This window comes from Oxalobacteraceae sp. CFBP 8761 (genome assembly GCA_014841595.1).
Taxonomy (GTDB): domain Bacteria; phylum Pseudomonadota; class Gammaproteobacteria; order Burkholderiales; family Burkholderiaceae_D; genus Telluria.
In genome coordinates, this window is the sequence record JACYUE010000001.1 from 2,315,745 (window position 1) to 2,333,747 (window position 18,003).

Below are 18,003 nucleotides of genomic sequence, written 5' to 3' on the forward strand. Positions count from 1 at the left end.
TACTAGCGGCTGCGCGCCCTTGCGATCTGAAGCCGCTCGGCGTAGCGCACCAGGTCGGGCAAGGAGCGCGCGCCCATCTTGTCCATCACCTTGCGCTTGTGGGTCTTGGCCATGATTTCGCTGACGCCCAGGGCGTCGGCCACCTGCTTGTTCAGCAGACCTCCGATGACCAGCTCCATGGTTTCGCGCTCGCGCGGGGTCAGGCTCGACAGGCGCTGGCGCAGTTGCGACGTTTCCCGGCGCGCCGCCAGGTTCGCCTCGTCGGTGCGCAGGCCGTCACGCACCGCGCGCAGAAGTTCGTCCGGTGCGACCGGCTTGGTGAGAAACTCGATGGCGCCGGCCTTCATCGCCTGCACCGTCATCGGAATCGAGCCGAAGCCGGTCATGAAGATGATGGGCATGTCGCTGCCCTGGCGCGCCATTTCAGCGGCGACCTCCAGGCCACCCAGCTCGGGCATCTTCATGTCGCAGACCAGGCAGGCCGCCGTATCCGGGCGCGCTGCCCCGATGAACGCCGTACCGGCTGCGAACCCGCGCGCCTCGAAACCCTCGGCCGCAAGCAGGTTCAGGATCGACGCGCGCACCGCGTCGTCGTCGTCCACCACGAATACCATTGGCGCCGTCATGGCGAATCTCCTTTCAGGTCGGCCGTCAATGGCAGGATGAAGACCAGGTGACAGCCATGCGGTGCGCGCGGCTGCGCCCGGATGCTGCCACCATGGGCTTCGATGATCGATCGGCATACTGCCAGGCCCATGCCGATCGCCCCGGGCTTGGTGCTGACAAACGGCTCGAACATGGCTTCCAGCCCTGCCTCGCAGCCGCCAACGCCGTTGTCCGACACCTGGACCTCGACGCCGTCCCGGACGCAGACGGTCGCCACCTGCAGGATCCGTTCACGGCCCGTGGTGGTGGCCATCGCCTCGATCGCATTGCCCAGCAGGTTGGCCAGTACCTGCTGCAACTGTACCGCGTCGACCTCGATGCGGTCCGGATCGGCTGCCAGGTCAAGCATCACCCTGATTTCATGGCGGTCCAGCTCGCCGCGCGCGAGCGCGAGGGCATCCCGTATCATCGCATGCAAGTGGGCCGGGTGGAATACGGGGCTTTGGTGTCCCAGCGCCTGCAGGGTCTGGATGATCCTGCCGGCGCGCTGGCTCTGGCCGACGATGTCGTGCAGCAGGCCGCCCAGCTTATCGAGCGCCGGCGTGTCGCGCTGCAGCCAGCGCAGGCCGGCGCCTGCATTGCTCGAGATCGACATCAGCGGCTGGTTCACTTCGTGCGCGATCGCAGCCGTCAGCTGGCCAACCGTGGTCAGCCTGGCGCCGCGCACCAGTTCCTCCTGGGCCCGCTGCAGCGAAGCCTCCTCCGTCTTCCGGCGCGTGACGTCGCTGACGGTACCGACGTAGATGTCGGTCTCGTTGTCGGCCATCGGCTGCCCGATGACGGACAGGTGGCGGATTTCCCCCTTGGCCCCCGTGATCCGGTGCTCGAAACGAAACGCCTTGCGGGCGGCGGAGGCTTCGCCCAGCAGGTGCGCGGCGCCGGCGCGGTCGCCCGGATGGATACGTGCCATCAGGGCGTCAAAGGCAATCCACGTCACCTCGGGATCGAGGCCGAAGATACGGCGGAACTCGGGGGAACAGTTGACCACGGCGTCCTCGATTTCCCAGGTCCAGCTCCCGCTCTGGTTGATCCCTTCCCCCAGCAGCAGGGTTGCGCGGCTTTCCCGCAAGGCACGCTCGGCCTGGCGCCGCTCGCGGTTTTCCTGCAGCAGCTCGGCATACAGGTTCGCATTCTCGAGCGATACGGCCGCCTGCGCCGCCAGCAGCGACAGCAACTGGGTATGCTCGCCGGTGAAGCCGCTGGACGACAGGCGGTTCTCGAGATACAGCATGCCGACCAGTTGCGATCGCTTGATCATGGGAATCGCGATCGCAGCGCAGCGCGGGTGAGTGCGCAGGTAGGGATCGAGCGCATGGCCGGGAGGGCGCTGGCTGTCGCTGACGCTGACCGCCGTGCGCGAGCGCAAGGCGGTATGGATGAGCGTGAGTGGAAGATCCAGTTCGCCCGGCGTCGCCTGAGTCATGTCGATGTCGATGTCGACGCCGTCGGCGCCGAGGCGCGCGCTGGCCTGGACCTGCAGCCGGTCGCCGTCGCGCCGCAGGAGCACGCCGCGCTGGGCGCTCGCATATTCCAGTGCAATGCTCATCAAGGCCTTGACCAGTGGCGCCGGGTGAATCTCTTCCGACAGGGCGCGCGTCGCACGAATGACGCCGTCGATGTCGCGGATCGCCCCGGTGGCGCCGGGCGGGCCCAAAGGGGCCGCGCCGCCCGACCCCGGACAGGCAGCCTCGAGTCGGGCCACCTTGCCGAGTGCGCCCCAGCGGCGGTAGGCCGCGCACGCGGCGCTGGCGTGCGCGCTCGCCGCAGTGGCCAGGCCCCCGTGCCGGGCCAGCCGCGCAGCACATTCGTGCGCGATTCCTTCGATGTGCGTGCTGCCGCCCTCCTTCGCCAGCGCCGCCGCGTGTTCGTAGGCCGCGAGCGCGGCCATGGCCTCGCCGCTGCGGTCGAGGACGGCGGCATGGGCCAATGCCAGCTTGTCGGCGAAGCCGCGCGGATAGCCGGCGGCCCAGGATGCAAGCTGCGCGACATGCGCATCAACACGTGCACGGACGCCAGCGTCGCCAGCATCGCCAGCGGCCAGGCCAGGCGCGCGGCACAAGGCAAGGATGCTGAACAGGTGGTAGTCGGCCTGGTGCAGGTGCGCTGGCGCCGACCAAGCGAGCAACCCGGCCTGCTCCAGGCAGAACAGGGCCTGCGCGTCATCGCCATCCAGGTAATCGAGCATGCCGATGTAGAGCCAGTGCCAGAAGCGCAGCGTTGACATGGATTCGGCAAAGCCGTTGCCGGGCTGCTCGTGCCGGCACAGCAGCGCCGTTCGCTCGCTGCCGCCCGCCTGGACCGTCCTCAGGCAGTCCACGACATCGCGCTGCACGCACAGGATCGCTTCCACATCCGCAAAGCCGACCTGAGTGACGAAGGCCAGCGCGCGTTCGATTTCCTCGCGCACCGCCTCGAGCCGGTCGCCTCGCGCCAGCAGGATGCAGGTCCGATGGCAGGCTTCGAAGCAAGCGATCGTGAAGTCTCCCTGCGCGCGCGCGGCTTCGAAGCCGGCCTGGGCGCAATCGAGCGAAAAGTCCAGCGGCTGGGTCCAGACGCTGGCCTGGTCGAGCGCCAATAGCACTTGCGCCTCGTGCGAAACGTAGCCATGCCGCCCGATCAGCTCGCGCGCCTGCTGCGCATAAGCGAAGCCGTCGTCAAACGCGCGGTAGCGCTCGCATACAACGACGCCGAGCCAGGCGAGCGACACGGCCGATGCCGGCGTCATGCCATGCCGCAGGGTCAGTTCCAGCATGTGGCACAGCTGCATGAACAGCAGGTTCAACGACGTGAAGGCGGCAGGCACCAGCAGGCTGGCCAGCAGCGAGACCACGATCCGGGCCTCGGGATCCGTCAGCGGCGCCAGGTTGCCCAGCCCGTCCAGCCTCGCGCGCAGCGCGGCGTAGGCCCAGTCGCAGGCGTGCTCCGACGGTTCCAGGGGAATGGCGATCCCGAATCCGCGCAGGGCGTCGAGCGCGATGGTGCTCGCCTCACGGTAGCGGCCGCGCCGCACCTCCAGCTCGACCGCGAGGCACTGTACCTGGGCCTGGACGAACCGGTCCGGCACCGTCGCCAGCAGCTTGCGCACCAGGGCAGCGCAGTCGTCCAGCTGGCCGGTCAGGAAGCGGCCATGGGCCAGTTCGAGCTCAATGTCGAGGGCGAGCGCGGCGCCCGGTACGGACGCCGGCACCCGCGTCAGCAGCTCCAGGGCCTGCAGCTGGTAGCCGCAGGCCGCAGTGTAGGCGCAGGCGCGGCGCGCGAGCCGGCCTGCGCGCAACGCCAGCGTTGCCAGTTCGACCGCCTGCGCGGCCGGTACCAGGGCGGCGGCGTGCGCCAGGTGATCGACCCCATGAAACAAGGTACGGTCCTGGCCGTCGAGTCGCGCGCGCGCCAGCAGCACGAGAGCTGCCGCGTAGTGCAGCCGGGTGCGGCGGGAAGGCTCGAGCATGGCGCAGGCCGCCTCCTGCAGGCGGTCATGCGTGAAGACGAAGCTCCCGCCGCGCCGTGCCAGCACATCGGCGCGCAAGGCTGGCGCGAGCATGTCGTCGAGCGCCTCCGGCTCGGCGCCGGAGACGTCGCACAGCAGGGCCAGATCGGCCGCCCGTCCCAGCACAGCGATCGTGCCGAGCAGTTCATGCAGTTGCTGTGGCAGCTGGATCAGGCCCTGCAGGGCCAGGCCCAGCATATTGTCCGTGAAGGGGCGCCGCCATATCCCGTCGAAGTCGAACTGCCAGCCCGTCTCCCCGAAGTGCGCCAGGCCACCGTCGGTCAACCCCTGTAGGAACTGCCGCACGAAATACGGGTGCCCGCCCGTTTTGTGATGCACCAGGCCGCCAAGCTGTTCCAGCTGCGGCTGCGCGCCCTCGAAGGTATCGGCCAGCATCTGCCCCAGTTCTGTCACTGACAGGGTCTCGACCGCCAGCTCGCGGTAGTAGGCGGCGCGCGCGGCCAGGCGCCGGCCCAGGCCGGCGGCCTCTCCAAGGGTACTGCCGGCACGCGAGCGGGTCCCGATCAGAAGCATCACCGGCAGCCCGGCGGCCAATCCGACCACCTGCTCGAGCAGCGTGGCCGCGGCGGGGTCGAGCCAATGGGCGTTATCGATCACGATAACAAGCGGGCGCTCGGCGCTGGCGAAGGCACGCAACAGCTGCAGGACCGCCGCCGCCAACCGGCCGCCGCCATCCAGGGAAGCTTGGGGCGGTTGCCGCGTCGCCGCTTCCAGCAACAGGGCGAGTTCCGGCACCAGCGCAAGCGTCAGCTCGGGATCCGTCACAGCGGCGCCGATGCGGCCGCGCCAGTGTGCTACCGCGGCTTCGCTCTGCCCGAGGATGTCCGTCACCAGCGCGCGCATCCCGTCCACCAGTGCCGCATAGGGTGCGTCTCCCCCGTATTGGTCGGCCCGGGCGCTGATCACCGTCGCATCGCACAGAGAGGGGTCGGCCAGGAAACGCGCCAGCAGCGCCGACTTGCCGATGCCCGAGGGGCCGTGCACGACCGACACCCCGAAGGTGCGCTCGCTGCGCACCCGGCCGAAGTCCGCAGCCAGCTGGGCCAGCTGCCACTCCCGGCCATACAATCCGGACAGGTCGTGCGCGGCAGGCGGATCGGGCGACGCCGTCATCCGGGTCGCTTGCGGGTGCTGAGGGCACATTCGATGTGCTCGAACAGCAGGTCGGGGTCGACCGGTTTGCGCAGCAGCGCGATCGCGCCAGCGCGGGCCGCGCGCAGTTCCATGTCGCGGTCGCTGTGACCGCTCAGGAACAGCAAGGGAATGGCCAGGCCCATGGCGGCGAAGCGCTCCTGGGTCGTGAAGCCGTTGATGCCGCGCAGCTTGACGTCGAGCAGGACAAGGTCGATGTCGGGCAAGTGCGGCGATGCGAGGAAGCTTTCGCCGGACTCGAACAGGAATGTCGCGTAGCCGTCCGCCTGCAGCAGGTTGGCCATGGCCTGGCGTACCGCGGCGTCGTCGTCGACCACGCAGATGCGCGCCGGTGCTGCATCGTCACTCGCTTGCTGGTTCATACCGTTGCCCGTCCCGCTTCACGCTTGTGGCTCGCCTGTCGTCGGCGCATCAGCGCGACCCGTGGGCGTTCCAGCGTCGGTGGGGCTGGCGGGAATGCCGGTGATCTGGGCCACGCAATGCGTGCGCAGCCAGCTCGCCGTGATCGGTTCCCTGGCGAGCATGCGCTTGACCAGCGGGACCGACTGCTCGCCGATCAGCATGCCGAGCAAGCCGACCAGGGCAACAACCGGCGGCGCCGGCGAGCGCACCTGCAGCAGCGCATAGATCAGGCCGACCAGCAGGCCGGCTGCCAACGCCACGACATAGATTTTCATGGGATCCTCCATAAAAAGAACGGCAAGGCGGCACGGCGCCACCGTGCCGGCCCTGCCGGATTGCCGCGCTGACGGATTATTTGGCGGGCACCGGTGCCAGCGTTTCGTGGCTGCCGGTGATGCGCTGCGGCGCCTTGTGCACCATCGTGTAGGCGTAATCCACGCCCATGCCGTAGGCGCCGGAATGCTCACGCACGATCGCCATCACGTCATTGTAGGTGTCGCGGTGCGCCCAGTCGCGCTGCCACTCGAGCAGCACCTGCTGCCAGGTGACCGGCACGGCGCCGGCCTGCACCACGCGCAGCATCGCGAAGTCGTGGGCGTCCTTCGAGGTGCCACCCGACGCGTCGGCCACCATGTAGATCTCGTACTCGCCTTCCAGCATGGCGCACAGGGCGAACGTGGTGTTGCAGACTTCGGTCCACAAGCCAGCGACAATCACCTTTTTCCGGCCGTTGCTGGCCAGGGCGTCGCGCACCTTCTGGTCGTCCCACGAGTTCATCGATGAGCGTTCAAGAATCTCCTTGCCCGGGAAGACGTCAAGCAGCTCCGGGTAGGTATGGCCGGAGAAGCTTTCGGTCTCCACCGTGGTGATGATGGTCGGGATATTGAAGGCCCTGGCGGCCTTGGCCAGCCCGACCACGTTGTTCTTCAGGACCTGGCGGTCGATCGACTGCACGCCGAAGGCCATCTGCGGCTGGTGATCGATGAAGATCAGCTGGGAGTTTTGCGGGGTCAGGACTTCGAGTTTCGGGTTGGGCATGATGTTCTCCATGTCGTTGCTGGGGCGGCTCATCGTGGTGTGGGCCGCAATGGTGGGAATCGTACGACGCGGCTTCCCCTGGAACCAGTATCCAAAGGTATACCTGCCTTACGGTGGGGTCGTCCGCTCCTGCACCGGCATTGCCGGCGTTTCGCTCGCCGTCAGGCCGAGCAGGATCAGGACGGGGAGTACCAGCGCGGCAAAGCCGAACCGGTGGAACGCGAAGGCCGCGACGACGCAGCCGATGGCGAACGCCGCCAGGGGCCAGATGAACTTGGCACACCGGCCTTTCAGGCCCGGATCGTTGGCCCCGCGGGCGGCGTCTGTCAGGTCGATGACGATCTGGGTGACGTTTCCGGTCATCATGGAAGTCGGTGCCAGGTGGGCCAGCAGCAGACGGCTGGTGGCGCTGTGCGCCCCCATTCCCGCGGTGCCCAGCAGGCCCGCCGCCATCGCCAGCCACCCGGCGTGCCCGCCGATCGGGGTGGCCGCGATGCCGCAGGCCATGAAGCCCGACAGCAGCACGACCTGCAGCAGCAAGGCCGGGCGCAGCGCGGCACCGCCGCGCCGCTCGACCGCGACAATCAGCAGGCGCGCCATGACGACGCCGACGATGAAGGCCGGGAAAGCCAGGAACTTCAGCAGCACCATCTCGCGGCCGGGGTCGGCCAGCGCGGCGCCGATCATGATGAAATTGCCGGTCACGTGGGCGGTGAACAGGCCAAACAGGGCGAGAAAGCCCAGCGAGTCGACATAGCCGGCCAGGAAGCCGAGCGCCAAACCCTGCGTGCGGTTATGTGTTGGTTCGCTCATGCGACTCTCCAGGTTGGGTGGTGGATGGACGGCAATCGATCCTTCACCGGCCACCGCTGCCCGACATCGTAGGCAACCGGGGTACGTCGCGCCCATCCCATTTGGCCAGTTTTACGACCTGCCCCTCCTATCCATTGGTATAGCTAGACCGTCATGGCGACCACGCCGACAATGCGGCCATCAGACTACGGACAGCGGAGCATCCAGCATGGACAAGTCCCCAATTTCACTGGTCATCGCCGACGACCACCCCCTCATCCTGGCCGGTCTTGCCAGCCTTATCGAATCCGAGCCGGACCTGGCGCTGCTCGGCCAGGGCGCCAGCGCGGCCGAGGCGGTTGCGCTGTATGAGCGCCTGCGCCCGGACGTGATGCTGGTCGACCTGAACATGCCGGGCGGCGGCCTCGAAGCCATCATCGCGACCCGCAGGATGCATCCGGACGCGAGAATCGTGATGCTCACCAGTTACGAAGGCGATGAGAACGTGCACCGCGCACTGCAGGCGGGGGCGGCGGGTTACCTGCTCAAGCAGGCCGGCTTCGAGGAGATCGTGCGCTGCGTGCGCCAGGTCGTGGAACAGCGCCGCTATCTGCCGGCGCTGCTGGCGGACAAGCTGGCGCTGCGCATCCACACCAGCCCGCTGTCGCGGCGCGAGCTGGACATCCTGGCCCACCTGAGTGCGGGCAAGAGCAACAAACTGATCGCACGCGACGCGGGAATTGGCGTGGGCACCGTGAAATACCACGTCAACAACATCCTGTCGAAGCTGAACGTATCGTGCCGCACCGAGGCTGCATCCGTGGCGCAGCAACGCGGCCTGCTGCACGCCTTCTAGACTATCCAGGAACAGGGACCACCCATCATGAACCAATCCACCAGCACCGCCGCCAAGACCGCCCCACTGATCCTGTTCAACGGCTGCTTTCACACGGTTGACCGCCAGAACCCCCAGGCCAGCGCAGTGGCGATTCAGGACGGCAGATTCCTGGCAGTGGGCGATACGGACGAGGTGATGCGCCATCGCCAGCCGGACAGCCAGGTGATCGACCTCAATGGCCGCACCGTGATTCCCGGCCTGAACGACTCGCACATCCACCTGATCCGCGGTGGACTGAACTACAACCTGGAGCTGCGCTGGGAAGGCGTGCCCTCGCTTGCCGACGCGCTGCGCATGCTCAAGGCGCAGGCCGAGCGTACCCCGCATCCCCAGTGGGTACGCGTGGTGGGCGGCTGGAACGAGTTCCAGTTTTCCGAAAAGCGCATGCCAACGATCGAAGAGATCAACCGCGCCGCGCCGGACACGCCGGTGTTCGTGCTGCACCTGTACGACCGCGCCCTGCTCAACCGCGCCGCCCTGCGCGCGGTAGGCTACGACAAGGACACGCCCAATCCGCCGGGCGGCGAAATCGTGCGCGATGCGGCCGGCAACCCGACCGGCATGCTGATCGCGCGCCCGAACGCCATGATTCTGTACGCCACCCTGGCCAAGGGCCCGACCCTGCCGCTTGACCAGCAGGTCAATTCGACACGCCAGTTCATGCGCGAACTGAACCGCCTGGGCGTGACCAGCGTGATCGATGCCGGCGGCGGCTTCCAGAACTACCCCGAAGATTATGCCGTCGTCGATGCGCTGGCCAAAGATGAGCAGCTGACGGTGCGGATCGCCTACAACCTGTTCACCCAGAACAAGGGTCAGGAGCTGGGCGACTTCGAACGCTGGACCGCGCTCGTCAAGCCGGGCGACGGCAGCGACTTCTACCGCCACAACGGCGCCGGCGAGATGCTGGTGTTTTCGGCCGCAGACTTCGAAGATTTTCTGCAGCCACGCCCCGACCTGGCCGAAGGCATGGAGGCCGAACTCGAAAAAGTGGTGCGTCACCTGGTGCAGCAGCGCTGGCCGTTCCGCCTGCACGCCACCTACGATGAATCGATTTCGCGCATGCTGGACGTGTTCGAGAAAGTCGACCGCGACATCCCCTTCGCCGGCTTGTCCTGGTTCTTCGACCACGCCGAGACGATCACCCCCCGCAACATCGACCGCGTCAAGGCCCTGGGCGGCGGCATCGCCATTCAGCACCGCATGGCCTTCCAGGGTGAATTTTTTGTCGAGCGCTACGGTGCTGACGCAGCCAGGGCCACGCCGCCCATCACCCGCATGCTGGAGACCGGCGTGCCGGTCGGCGCCGGTACCGACGCGACCCGCGTGGCCAGCTACAACCCGTGGACCGCGCTGTACTGGCTGGTATCAGGCCGCACTGTCGGCGGCCTGCGCCTCTACGATGCGGCGCAGCGCCTGCCGCGCGAGACCGCGCTCGCGCTGTGGACCAGCGGCAGCGCGTGGTTTTCGAGCGAGACCGGCAAGAAAGGCTGCATCCGCGAAGGCATGCTGGCAGACCTCGCGGTACTCTCCAGCGACTTTTTCCGCGTGGAGGAAGAATCGATCAAGGACATCGAGTCGGTGCTGACCGTGGTCGGCGGCAAGATCGTCTACGGCCAGTCTGAATTCAGTTCGATCGCGCCACCGCCGATTCCCGTGCTGCCCGACTGGTCGCCCGTGAACACCGTGCCGGGCCACCACCGGAAAGCGACGCCGGTTGCCGCACTGCCCCACCAGTGCCGCGGTGCCTGCGGCGTGCATGTTCACGCCCACGACCGGGCGCGCAGATCAAACGTGCCGGTGTCGGACTTCGCCGGATTCTGGGGTGCCTTCGGCTGCAGCTGCTTCGCCTTCTGAGCGTTTTACCGCCAACCCGGCGCCGCCGGCATCGCGCCATCCTCCTGAAAGGAAACACCATGAGCCATACCATCAATACCGTGACCACCCACGACGGCACCATCATCTACTTCACCGACTGGGGCCACGGTACCCCGGTGGTGTTCAGCCACGGCTGGCCGCTGAACGGCGACGCCTGGGAAAACCAGATGATGTTCCTGGCCGAGCACGGCTACCGGGTGATCGCGCATGACCGCCGCGGCCATGGGCGCTCGAGCAAGGCCTGGCACGGCAACGACATGAACACGTACGCCGACGACCTGGCGGCACTGCTCGAAACGCTCGACATCACCGGCGCCACCCTGGTCGGCCACTCCACCGGCGGCGGCGAAGTGGCGCGCTACATCGGACGCCATGGCACCAGCCGTGTCGCCAAGGCAGTGCTGGTGGGCGCGGTCACGCCCCAGATGATCGTCTCGGCTGCGAATCCGGACGGCGTGCCGATGTCGGTGTTCGACGGCATCCGCGACGGCGTCAAGACCGACCGTGCCCAGTACTTCCTTGATCTGGCGGTGCCGTTCTTCGGCTTCAACCGTCCCGGCGCCAAGACTTCCGACGGCCAGCTGCAGACCTTTCTGATCCAGGGCCTGCAATGCAGCCTGAAGAGCGCCTATGCCTGTATCAAGCAGTTCTCCGAGACCGATTTCACGGAAGACCTGAAGAAAATGACGGTGCCGACCCTGGTGGTGCACGGCGACGACGACCAGATCGTCCCGCTGGCCAGCACCGCACGCCGCGCCGTCGAGCTGCTGCCGCAGGGCCGCCTGTCGGTATATGAAGGTGCAGGTCATGCGCTGCCGGTGACCCACAAGGACCAGCTGAACGCCGAACTGCTGGCGTTCCTGCGCAGCTGATATGCCTGGCGCTCCCGCCTGAGGCGGGAGCGCTGAGCGTCAACCACACCGGGCGTCGGCCGCTGCAGTCGCGCGGCCCCTACTCGCCACTGGCTCTTTCGTCTCGCTTGATTTAGTATCCCATTCACTTCAGGTCAGACAATCTCAACGCAAATTGGTTACAAGCGCACTCATTTCACCCGGCGCATGGCTGCGCGCCGTATCCTCCATTCTGGCCGTCGCCATGCTTGCGCCGTCCGTTGCGGCGGTCGAGACGCGCTCGCCTGCACCGAACCTGCGCGACTACCACCACACGCGCTGGACCGCCGAGGAAGGCGCGCCGCAAGCGATCCGCGCAATGGCGCAGACCTCCGACGGCTGGCTCTGGCTCGGCACCATGGACGGTTTGTACCGGTTCGACGGTGTGCAGTTCTCGCGCTATCCACTTCCGCCCGGCCTGGGCCTGAACCGCAACATGATCCGCTATCTGCACGCCGGCAGCCGCGGCGAGTTGTATATTGGCCGGGCCGCCGAAGGCATGTCGGTGCTGCATCCCGACGGCCGTTTGCAGGACTTGCCGCCAACGCCCGGGCCGGGCGCCATGATCGACATCCTGTCGGCCGATGCCGATGGCAGCGTGTGGATGGTCAGCAAGGGGGTGTATCGCCTGGAAGGAAATCGCTGGCTGGCCCTTCAGTCTGGCGCGGACTGGGACGCACTCGATGTACGTGGCTTCCTCCTGGACGGGCAAGGCCAGCTCTGGATCAGCAGGGATAACAGTATCTGGCGACTCGACCCGCAGACCCGCCGCTTCGTGCGCATTCTGGACACAGGGGGCGACCTGCTGCGCGCGCCCGACGGCAGGCTGTGGCTGATCTCCGGCGAAGGCGAAATGCGCTTGCTTCCGGCCGGCGCCTCGCCCGGTCGCCGCACTGTCCCGCGCTCCCCGGAGGCGCTCGGTACCGGTCAATTCTCCGACGACGGCGCCCTGTGGGTGCTCGACTGCCCCGGGCCGCCGTGCGTGGTGCCAGGCGCCGCACGCCATGCCGCTCCCGGATACAAGGTGGGGCGGCCAAGCGCCGCGCCAGCCGACGCGACGATCCGGATGTCGGGAAAAACCCTGACCTCGATCCTGGTGGATCGCGAAGGCGCGACCTGGGTCACGTCTGAAGGCGGCATCGACCGGTTTCGCCCGAAGCGGGTAGTTCCCACTGAACTGGAAGGAGAAGGCGTTGTCTACAGTACGGTGGCCGATGGCGCTGGACGGATGTGGGCCGCGAATGCAGTGACGGGCAAGATGTGGCAGTTGCTGCCCGAGCGCGCCGTGCCAGTAGAACCTCGGCATCCGGTCACGGTACTGGGCCGGGACCCGGCCGGCGCCCTGCTGCTGGGCGGAAAACGCAGCATTTGGCGTCACCATGCGGATGGTGCGGCGGAGATACCACTGCCCCTGGGGGCAGACGGGAAGCCGATGGACCGGCGGCTGTTCGGTATCCTGGACGACGGCAAGGTGTTGTGGACAGCAGCAGCCGATATCGGATTGATCGGCTGGCGCGATGGGAAATGGCAACCTGGCAGGAACTTCAATCTGCCGCCCAAGATTTACCAGTCGGCCCTGGCCGGGCCCGGGCAGATGTGGCTGGCTACCGGAAACGGTGAGCTGTTCCATTACGACCTCGCGACCGATGCCACCCGCCCGCCCATCGATATCCGTGCCCTTGGCATGACTGCGGCGATCTTTCCGGAGACGGATCTCGTGCTCAGTGGGGACAACGGCACCGGTGTCGTACAGGGCGGCGTTCTGCGCATGCTGCACGCTGCTGACCCGAGCGTCCTGCGCAATGTTTCAGGCTTTGTCGTCACAGGCGACGGTGACCGCTGGTTGAACGGCGCCGCTGGACTGGTCCATGTGACAGCTGCAAACTGGAAGCGCAGCATCGACAATCCCGGTCTGCCGCTGAATTATGACGTCTTCGATGCCCTGGACGGCTATCCCGGCCGCGCCGTCATCGAAAGTCGCTGGCGCAGCGCATGGACCGTGGACGGCCGCACGCTCTGGCTGGTGGCGACCGGAGGCGTGATGCGGGTCGACAGCGCGAACCTGAAGCGTAACCACGTTGCGCCGACACCATTGATCTTGTCCCTATCAAGCGACAAGGCCGTGTTCACCCCCGGATCGCCCGGCTGGAACGCGGCGATCCTGCCAGCGGGAACCGAACGTTTGCGTGTCGACTTCACCGCGCCCTCGTTGCGCATGCCGGAGCGTGTGCGTTTCGAGTATCTGTTGGAAGGGATCGATTCGGTGTGGCAAGACGCCGGCACACGCCGCACGACGTCGTACACCAATGTGAAGCCCGGAAATTATGTATTCCGCCTGCACGCCATCAACGAAGACGGCAAGCGCAGCGCGACGCAGGCGGTGCTGCGCTTTACGGTCGAACCGACAATTTGGCAGACAACGTGGTTCAAACTGTTCGGTATGGCGCTGATCGGTGCCCTGCTGTTCCTGGCCTATCGCTACCGCGTGCGCTATCTGACACGGCGCGTGGCCGAGCGCATGCACGTGAAGATGGCCGAGCGCGAACGCATTGCACGCACCTTGCACGATACCTTCCTGCAGACGGTCCAGAGCCTGGTATTTCGTGTGGATGCGATCGCTGCGGGTTTGCCCAAGGACGCGGGGGCGCGCGGAGAGATCGAACAAGTGCTCGGCCATGCCCGCCGGGCGCTCGGCGAGGGGCGCGAACAGCTGCAAGAGTTGCGTTCAGTCGGCAGCGAACAACCCGAGGACCTGCTGGAGGACAGCATTGCCGCGTTGCGGGAAGCACATCCGGGCATTGCCATCGCCCTGCGGTCCAGCGGCCTTCGGCGCCGCCTTGCTGTCGGGACCGGCGCAGAAGTGGCCGCCATCGCCCAGGAAGCGCTGCACAACGCCTGTGTCCATGCCGCCGCTTCCCATGTTGAAGCACGCCTGGAGTACCAGCCCGAGCGGCTGGTACTGACCATCAGCGACGATGGACGGGGCATCGACGCAGCGGTGTTGCACAAGGGCGCCGCGGACGGCCGCTGGGGCCTGGTCGGCATGCGCGAGCGTGCCGATCGCATCGGCGGCACGCTGGAACTCGAATCGGGCAGCGACGCAGGCGCAGGCGCAGTCGTCAGACTGACGGTTCCCGCCGTACGGGCCTATGCCGGTTAACGACCGGCCATCGGGACTGCCCGTATCGTTCGGCCAGTCCCGACGGCCTGGCCTTCTGGCCGGGTGCAGGCAAGGCACGATTCTTTAGACTGGAGACAGCCCTGGGCTTGCGAGCACAGGCTTCTGTCCAACCTGAAAGGATCCACCATGTCGAACCAAGCTACCCTGTCGCGCCGCAGCCTGCTGGCGGGCGCCGCATCCGGCGCCATCGGCGCCGGCCTCGCGGTGGCCGGCAACGCTGCCGCCGCGACCAAGCCACAACGTCCGTCCACACCGGGCGGGCGCGCCGGCAACTACCTGACCGTCGAAGACGGCACTGTCATCCACTACAAGGACTGGGGCAGCGGCCATCCAGTGGTGTTCAGCCATGGGTGGCCACTGCAGGGCGATGCCTGGGAAGACCAGATGTTTTTCCTGGCCGCGCGGGGCTACCGGGTGATCGCGCACGACCGCCGCGGCCACGGCCTGTCGAGCCAGCCGTGGAACGGCAACGACATGGACCACTACGCGGACGACCTGGCGGCACTGATCCGGCACCTCGACCTGAAGAACGCGGTGCTGGTCGGTCATTCGACTGGCGGCGGCGAAGTCGCACACTACATCGGTCGCCATGGCAATCAACGCGTGGCCAAGGCGGTGCTGGTGGGCGCGGTCCCGCCGCAGATGGTCCGGTCGGCCACGAACCCGGGCGGCCTGCCGATGGACGTGTTCGACGGCATCCGCAAGTCGGTGGTGGAAGACCGCTCGCAGTTCTTCATGGACCTGACGATGCCCTTCTACGGCTATAACCGCCCGGGCGCCAAGGTCTCGCAGGGCGTGCGCGACACCTTCCGGACGCAGGGCATGCAGTGCGGCCTGAAGAACGCCTACGATTGCATCAAGCAGTTCTCGGAGACCGACTTCACCGCCGACCTGAAAAAGATCGACGTACCAACCCTGATCGTGCATGGTTCGGACGACCAGATCGTCCCGATCGACGCCTCCGGCAAGGCGGCGGCGAAGCTGGTGAAGAACGCGACCCTGCTGGTCTATGAAGGCGCGCCGCACGGCCTGCCGACCACCCACAAGCACCGCCTCAACGCGGACCTGCTGGCCTTCATCAAGGCCTGACGCGCCTCAGCCCCCCTGCGCCGGCTTCCCGGACGGGGGCCGGTGCGGCCTGGCCTGTTCCGTAGAGACCCGGGTTTCCACGTGGTCGAGCATGGCGCTCTCCTTATCTGTCTCGGGTCTCTGCCATGTCTCCCGCTTCCGTGGCCCGCGGGCGAACGTCCGGCTTGAGCCAAATAAGTGCGAGCAGCATATGCACCAGCGCACCTGCCAGCGTGGACCAGAGCGACAACAGGACGGCCAGTGCATACATCAGCACCGAAAAGCGGTTCTTGCGGCTGGCCCAGGCGGTGCCTGCAGCGCCGCTACCGCGCTGCAGGCACCACGACAACAGCGTGAAGGCCAGCGCGCAGTTCATTAGAATCACGCCATACAGTGCCACCGGTACCGGATCCATCGGGTGCTGGCCGGCCCACGCCGTCACGTAGGGAATCAGCGACATCCAGAACAGCAGGTGCAGGTTGGCCCACAGCGCCGGCGCGTCGATGCGCCGCACCCGGTCCAGCAGCGCATGGTGGTTGACCCAGTAGATACCGACGTAGACAAAGCTGAGCAGGTAGCGCGCCAGGGCCGGCCCGGCATCGACGATGGCAGCCAGGCTGCTGGATGCGGGCGCATGCAGCTCGAGCACCATGATCGTGATGATGATGGCGATGACGCCGTCGCTGAATGCCTCGGTGCGGTTCTTGTCCATGCCGCCACCTTAGCGCGGAACACGGCGCGCTTCCCCTATCAAGGGATAGTGGTGACGGCCGGCGCGTACGACCTCGGCCCGCCACGAATGCTGCCTTCTCCGGGTGCATTGGACCAACAGAAGTACAGCGACAGTTTTCGTAATTGCTGGAGTTCCGGTTTACTGGGGGTCGTGGAGCGCCTAACCCGGTGAAGAAGTCCGCGACCCTGTGCTGCCGACTACGTCGTACTCAGTCAACAGGAATTGCAGTACGGCCAAGGTAATGATCACACCCGACTCGACGAAGATTCCGACGTTATAGCCTTCTCGCAGCACTGACGACAAGATTGCGCGAAGACACATGTACGCGATCACCAGGTAATGTGTCGCCTTGCGCTTGATGCGCAGTGTCGTCATGCATGTCGGGCACGTGACGGTACTGTCGAGCGTAGTCGATAACGTCGAGGAAGCGGAGATGGCGTGATCGTGACATTGAGGACATTGGAACATACTTCCTCCCGGTTAAATGATCGCGTGCTTCGGTTTGATGGTATCTCAAAAAATTCCCCTTAACCTCACAGAAAGTCACGCGTAGCCAGATAAGCTACTTTCCGGTCCCTCCTCCTGCATCAGCGTGTCTGGACTGACCTGGCTGTTCCGAAGTCGACGGATAAGACAGGATCAAACCTCCTCTCTGTAGACTGCCTTTCAGTTGCTGTCTCAAATGTAGTCGAATAGCGTGATATGGTAGCTTTGCTCGAATCATATGTTGGTTAGTTACCTTTTTATGGTACTCTACAGCTTCGTCATCCAACCTGATCTTCCATGCTCACACCAACTTCATGGGACCGTGATCCCATCCAGGCATTCAGGCAATTCGTCGCCACGACAGCATTCGCCGAAACCGGCCGTCGCCTGCCTGCCGATGGCACGCTGCGCATCCCGTCAGCGGCATCGGCCAAGATCTACAACTTCATGTTCGCCAATGTGGCAGGCTGGATGTTCGAGAATGGCCTCACCTTCTCCACAGTGACCCACACTGACCTGGCCCGTTTCATCGGCCGCACCACCAAGGGAAAGCTCATCCTGAACAGCAAGATCGCCTACCGCTACCTGCGTCTGCTGGAGCGCTGCTACGAGCACCTGGACGTCAACCCCAACCCTGCGCAGCTGGCCATCCTCCACATCGACCGTGCCCATATGACCCGCGATGAAGCCGGCCGTACATTGTCCGACGAGCAGTTGGTGCGGTTCTTTGCGGCCTTGCCAGCCGAAGCGCCCAAGCGCCGTACCAGCACCCCGTTCGAGGGCTGGAAGCGTCGACGCGACCGTGCCATGCAGGTCGTCATCGCGCTGGCTGGCTTGCGCGTATCGGAAGCGATCGGCTTGCTGATGTCCGAGATCGGCCGCCAGCAGGCGCTCGACGGCTCGATCGTGCTGACGATCACGCCGGACGAAAAGCATGACACCAGCCACGAACACACGATCACCCTCCCCCGCGACGGCGCCGATGAGCTGCTGCCGTGGCTTGCCGAGCGCGAGACGCTGGCCATCCCTGGCCAGTTCGTCTTCCCGGCCAATGCTGCCGGCGCCAGGATGACGAGAAAAACGGTCTATGTGCAGATGCGCGCGACATTCGAGCGCGCCGGGATGGATCTGGCGCGCTCCGGCGGGCGCACGCTGCGCAACACGTTCGCCAAGCAACAACTCGACAACGGCGCGAGTCCTGACGACCTCAAGGACGTCCTCGGCCTGGCGCTCGAGCGCTCTGCGGCCGATTACAAGCTCACGCGCGTCAAGCCGGATCCGGGCGAACACACCGACGACAAGGGCTGATCCGAC

At 66.2% G+C, this 18,003-nt stretch carries 13 protein-coding genes; 6 read left to right on the forward strand and 7 right to left on the reverse strand.

Features of this window, described 5'->3' with window-relative positions; all coding sequences use genetic code 11:
* Positions 1-2: 2 nt before the first annotated feature.
* The 6 genes from IFU00_10090 to IFU00_10115 form a co-directional block, all read right to left on the reverse strand.
* The gene (locus tag IFU00_10090; GenBank protein MBD8542633.1) at positions 3-626 is read right to left on the reverse strand and encodes a response regulator transcription factor; all 624 of its coding nucleotides are present in this window, start codon (positions 624-626) and stop codon (positions 3-5) included.
* The gene (locus IFU00_10095) at positions 623-5,284 is read right to left on the reverse strand and encodes an AAA family ATPase (GenBank protein ID MBD8542634.1); all 4,662 of its coding nucleotides are present in this window, start codon (positions 5,282-5,284) and stop codon (positions 623-625) included. The genes IFU00_10090 and IFU00_10095 overlap by 4 nt, the downstream gene beginning before the upstream one ends.
* Entirely contained in the window at positions 5,281-5,685 is a 405-nt protein-coding gene (locus IFU00_10100) for a response regulator (protein MBD8542635.1), read from the reverse strand. Before IFU00_10100 ends, IFU00_10095 begins: the two co-directional genes overlap by 4 nt.
* Before the next feature lie 18 nt (positions 5,686-5,703).
* The gene (locus IFU00_10105) at positions 5,704-6,000 is read right to left on the reverse strand and encodes a XapX domain-containing protein (protein ID MBD8542636.1); all 297 of its coding nucleotides are present in this window, start codon (positions 5,998-6,000) and stop codon (positions 5,704-5,706) included.
* A gap of 76 nt (positions 6,001-6,076) precedes the next feature.
* A complete protein-coding gene (locus IFU00_10110) occupies positions 6,077-6,763 on the reverse strand; it encodes a hydrolase (GenBank protein MBD8542637.1) in 687 nt (228 codons plus the stop codon).
* Between the two features lie 108 nt (positions 6,764-6,871).
* A complete protein-coding gene (locus tag IFU00_10115) occupies positions 6,872-7,576 on the reverse strand; it encodes a DUF1275 domain-containing protein (protein ID MBD8542638.1) in 705 nt (234 codons plus the stop codon).
* Positions 7,577-7,784: 208 nt separating this feature from the next.
* On the opposite strand from IFU00_10115, the gene IFU00_10120 reads away from it, so the two are divergent.
* From IFU00_10120 to IFU00_10140, 5 genes are all read left to right on the forward strand, one after another.
* Complete coding sequence (locus IFU00_10120) at positions 7,785-8,411, forward strand: response regulator transcription factor (GenBank protein MBD8542639.1); 627 nt, start codon at positions 7,785-7,787, stop codon at positions 8,409-8,411.
* 27 nt (positions 8,412-8,438) lie between these two features.
* Positions 8,439-10,310 (forward strand): amidohydrolase, encoded by a 1,872-nt coding sequence (locus IFU00_10125; GenBank protein MBD8542640.1) that lies wholly within the window; start codon positions 8,439-8,441, stop codon positions 10,308-10,310.
* A gap of 59 nt (positions 10,311-10,369) precedes the next feature.
* On the forward strand, positions 10,370-11,203 hold the full coding sequence (locus IFU00_10130) for an alpha/beta hydrolase (GenBank protein ID MBD8542641.1): 834 nt from the start codon (positions 10,370-10,372) through the stop codon (positions 11,201-11,203).
* Positions 11,204-11,426: 223 nt separating this feature from the next.
* Positions 11,427-14,381, forward strand: coding sequence for a hypothetical protein (locus tag IFU00_10135; protein ID MBD8542642.1), 2,955 nt, complete (start codon positions 11,427-11,429; stop codon positions 14,379-14,381).
* 147 nt (positions 14,382-14,528) lie between these two features.
* A complete protein-coding gene (locus IFU00_10140; protein ID MBD8542643.1) occupies positions 14,529-15,491 on the forward strand; it encodes an alpha/beta hydrolase in 963 nt (320 codons plus the stop codon).
* Positions 15,492-15,594: 103 nt separating this feature from the next.
* On the opposite strand, the gene IFU00_10145 is transcribed toward IFU00_10140, so the two are convergent.
* A complete protein-coding gene (locus tag IFU00_10145; GenBank protein MBD8542644.1) occupies positions 15,595-16,182 on the reverse strand; it encodes a DUF1211 domain-containing protein in 588 nt (195 codons plus the stop codon).
* An 804-nt stretch (positions 16,183-16,986) separates the two neighbouring features.
* Here IFU00_10145 and IFU00_10150 point away from each other — a divergent pair.
* Positions 16,987-17,997 carry a site-specific integrase gene (locus tag IFU00_10150; protein MBD8542645.1) on the forward strand — a complete coding sequence of 337 codons (1,011 nt, stop codon included), beginning with the start codon at positions 16,987-16,989 and terminating at the stop codon, positions 17,995-17,997.
* Positions 17,998-18,003: the final 6 nt, after the last annotated feature.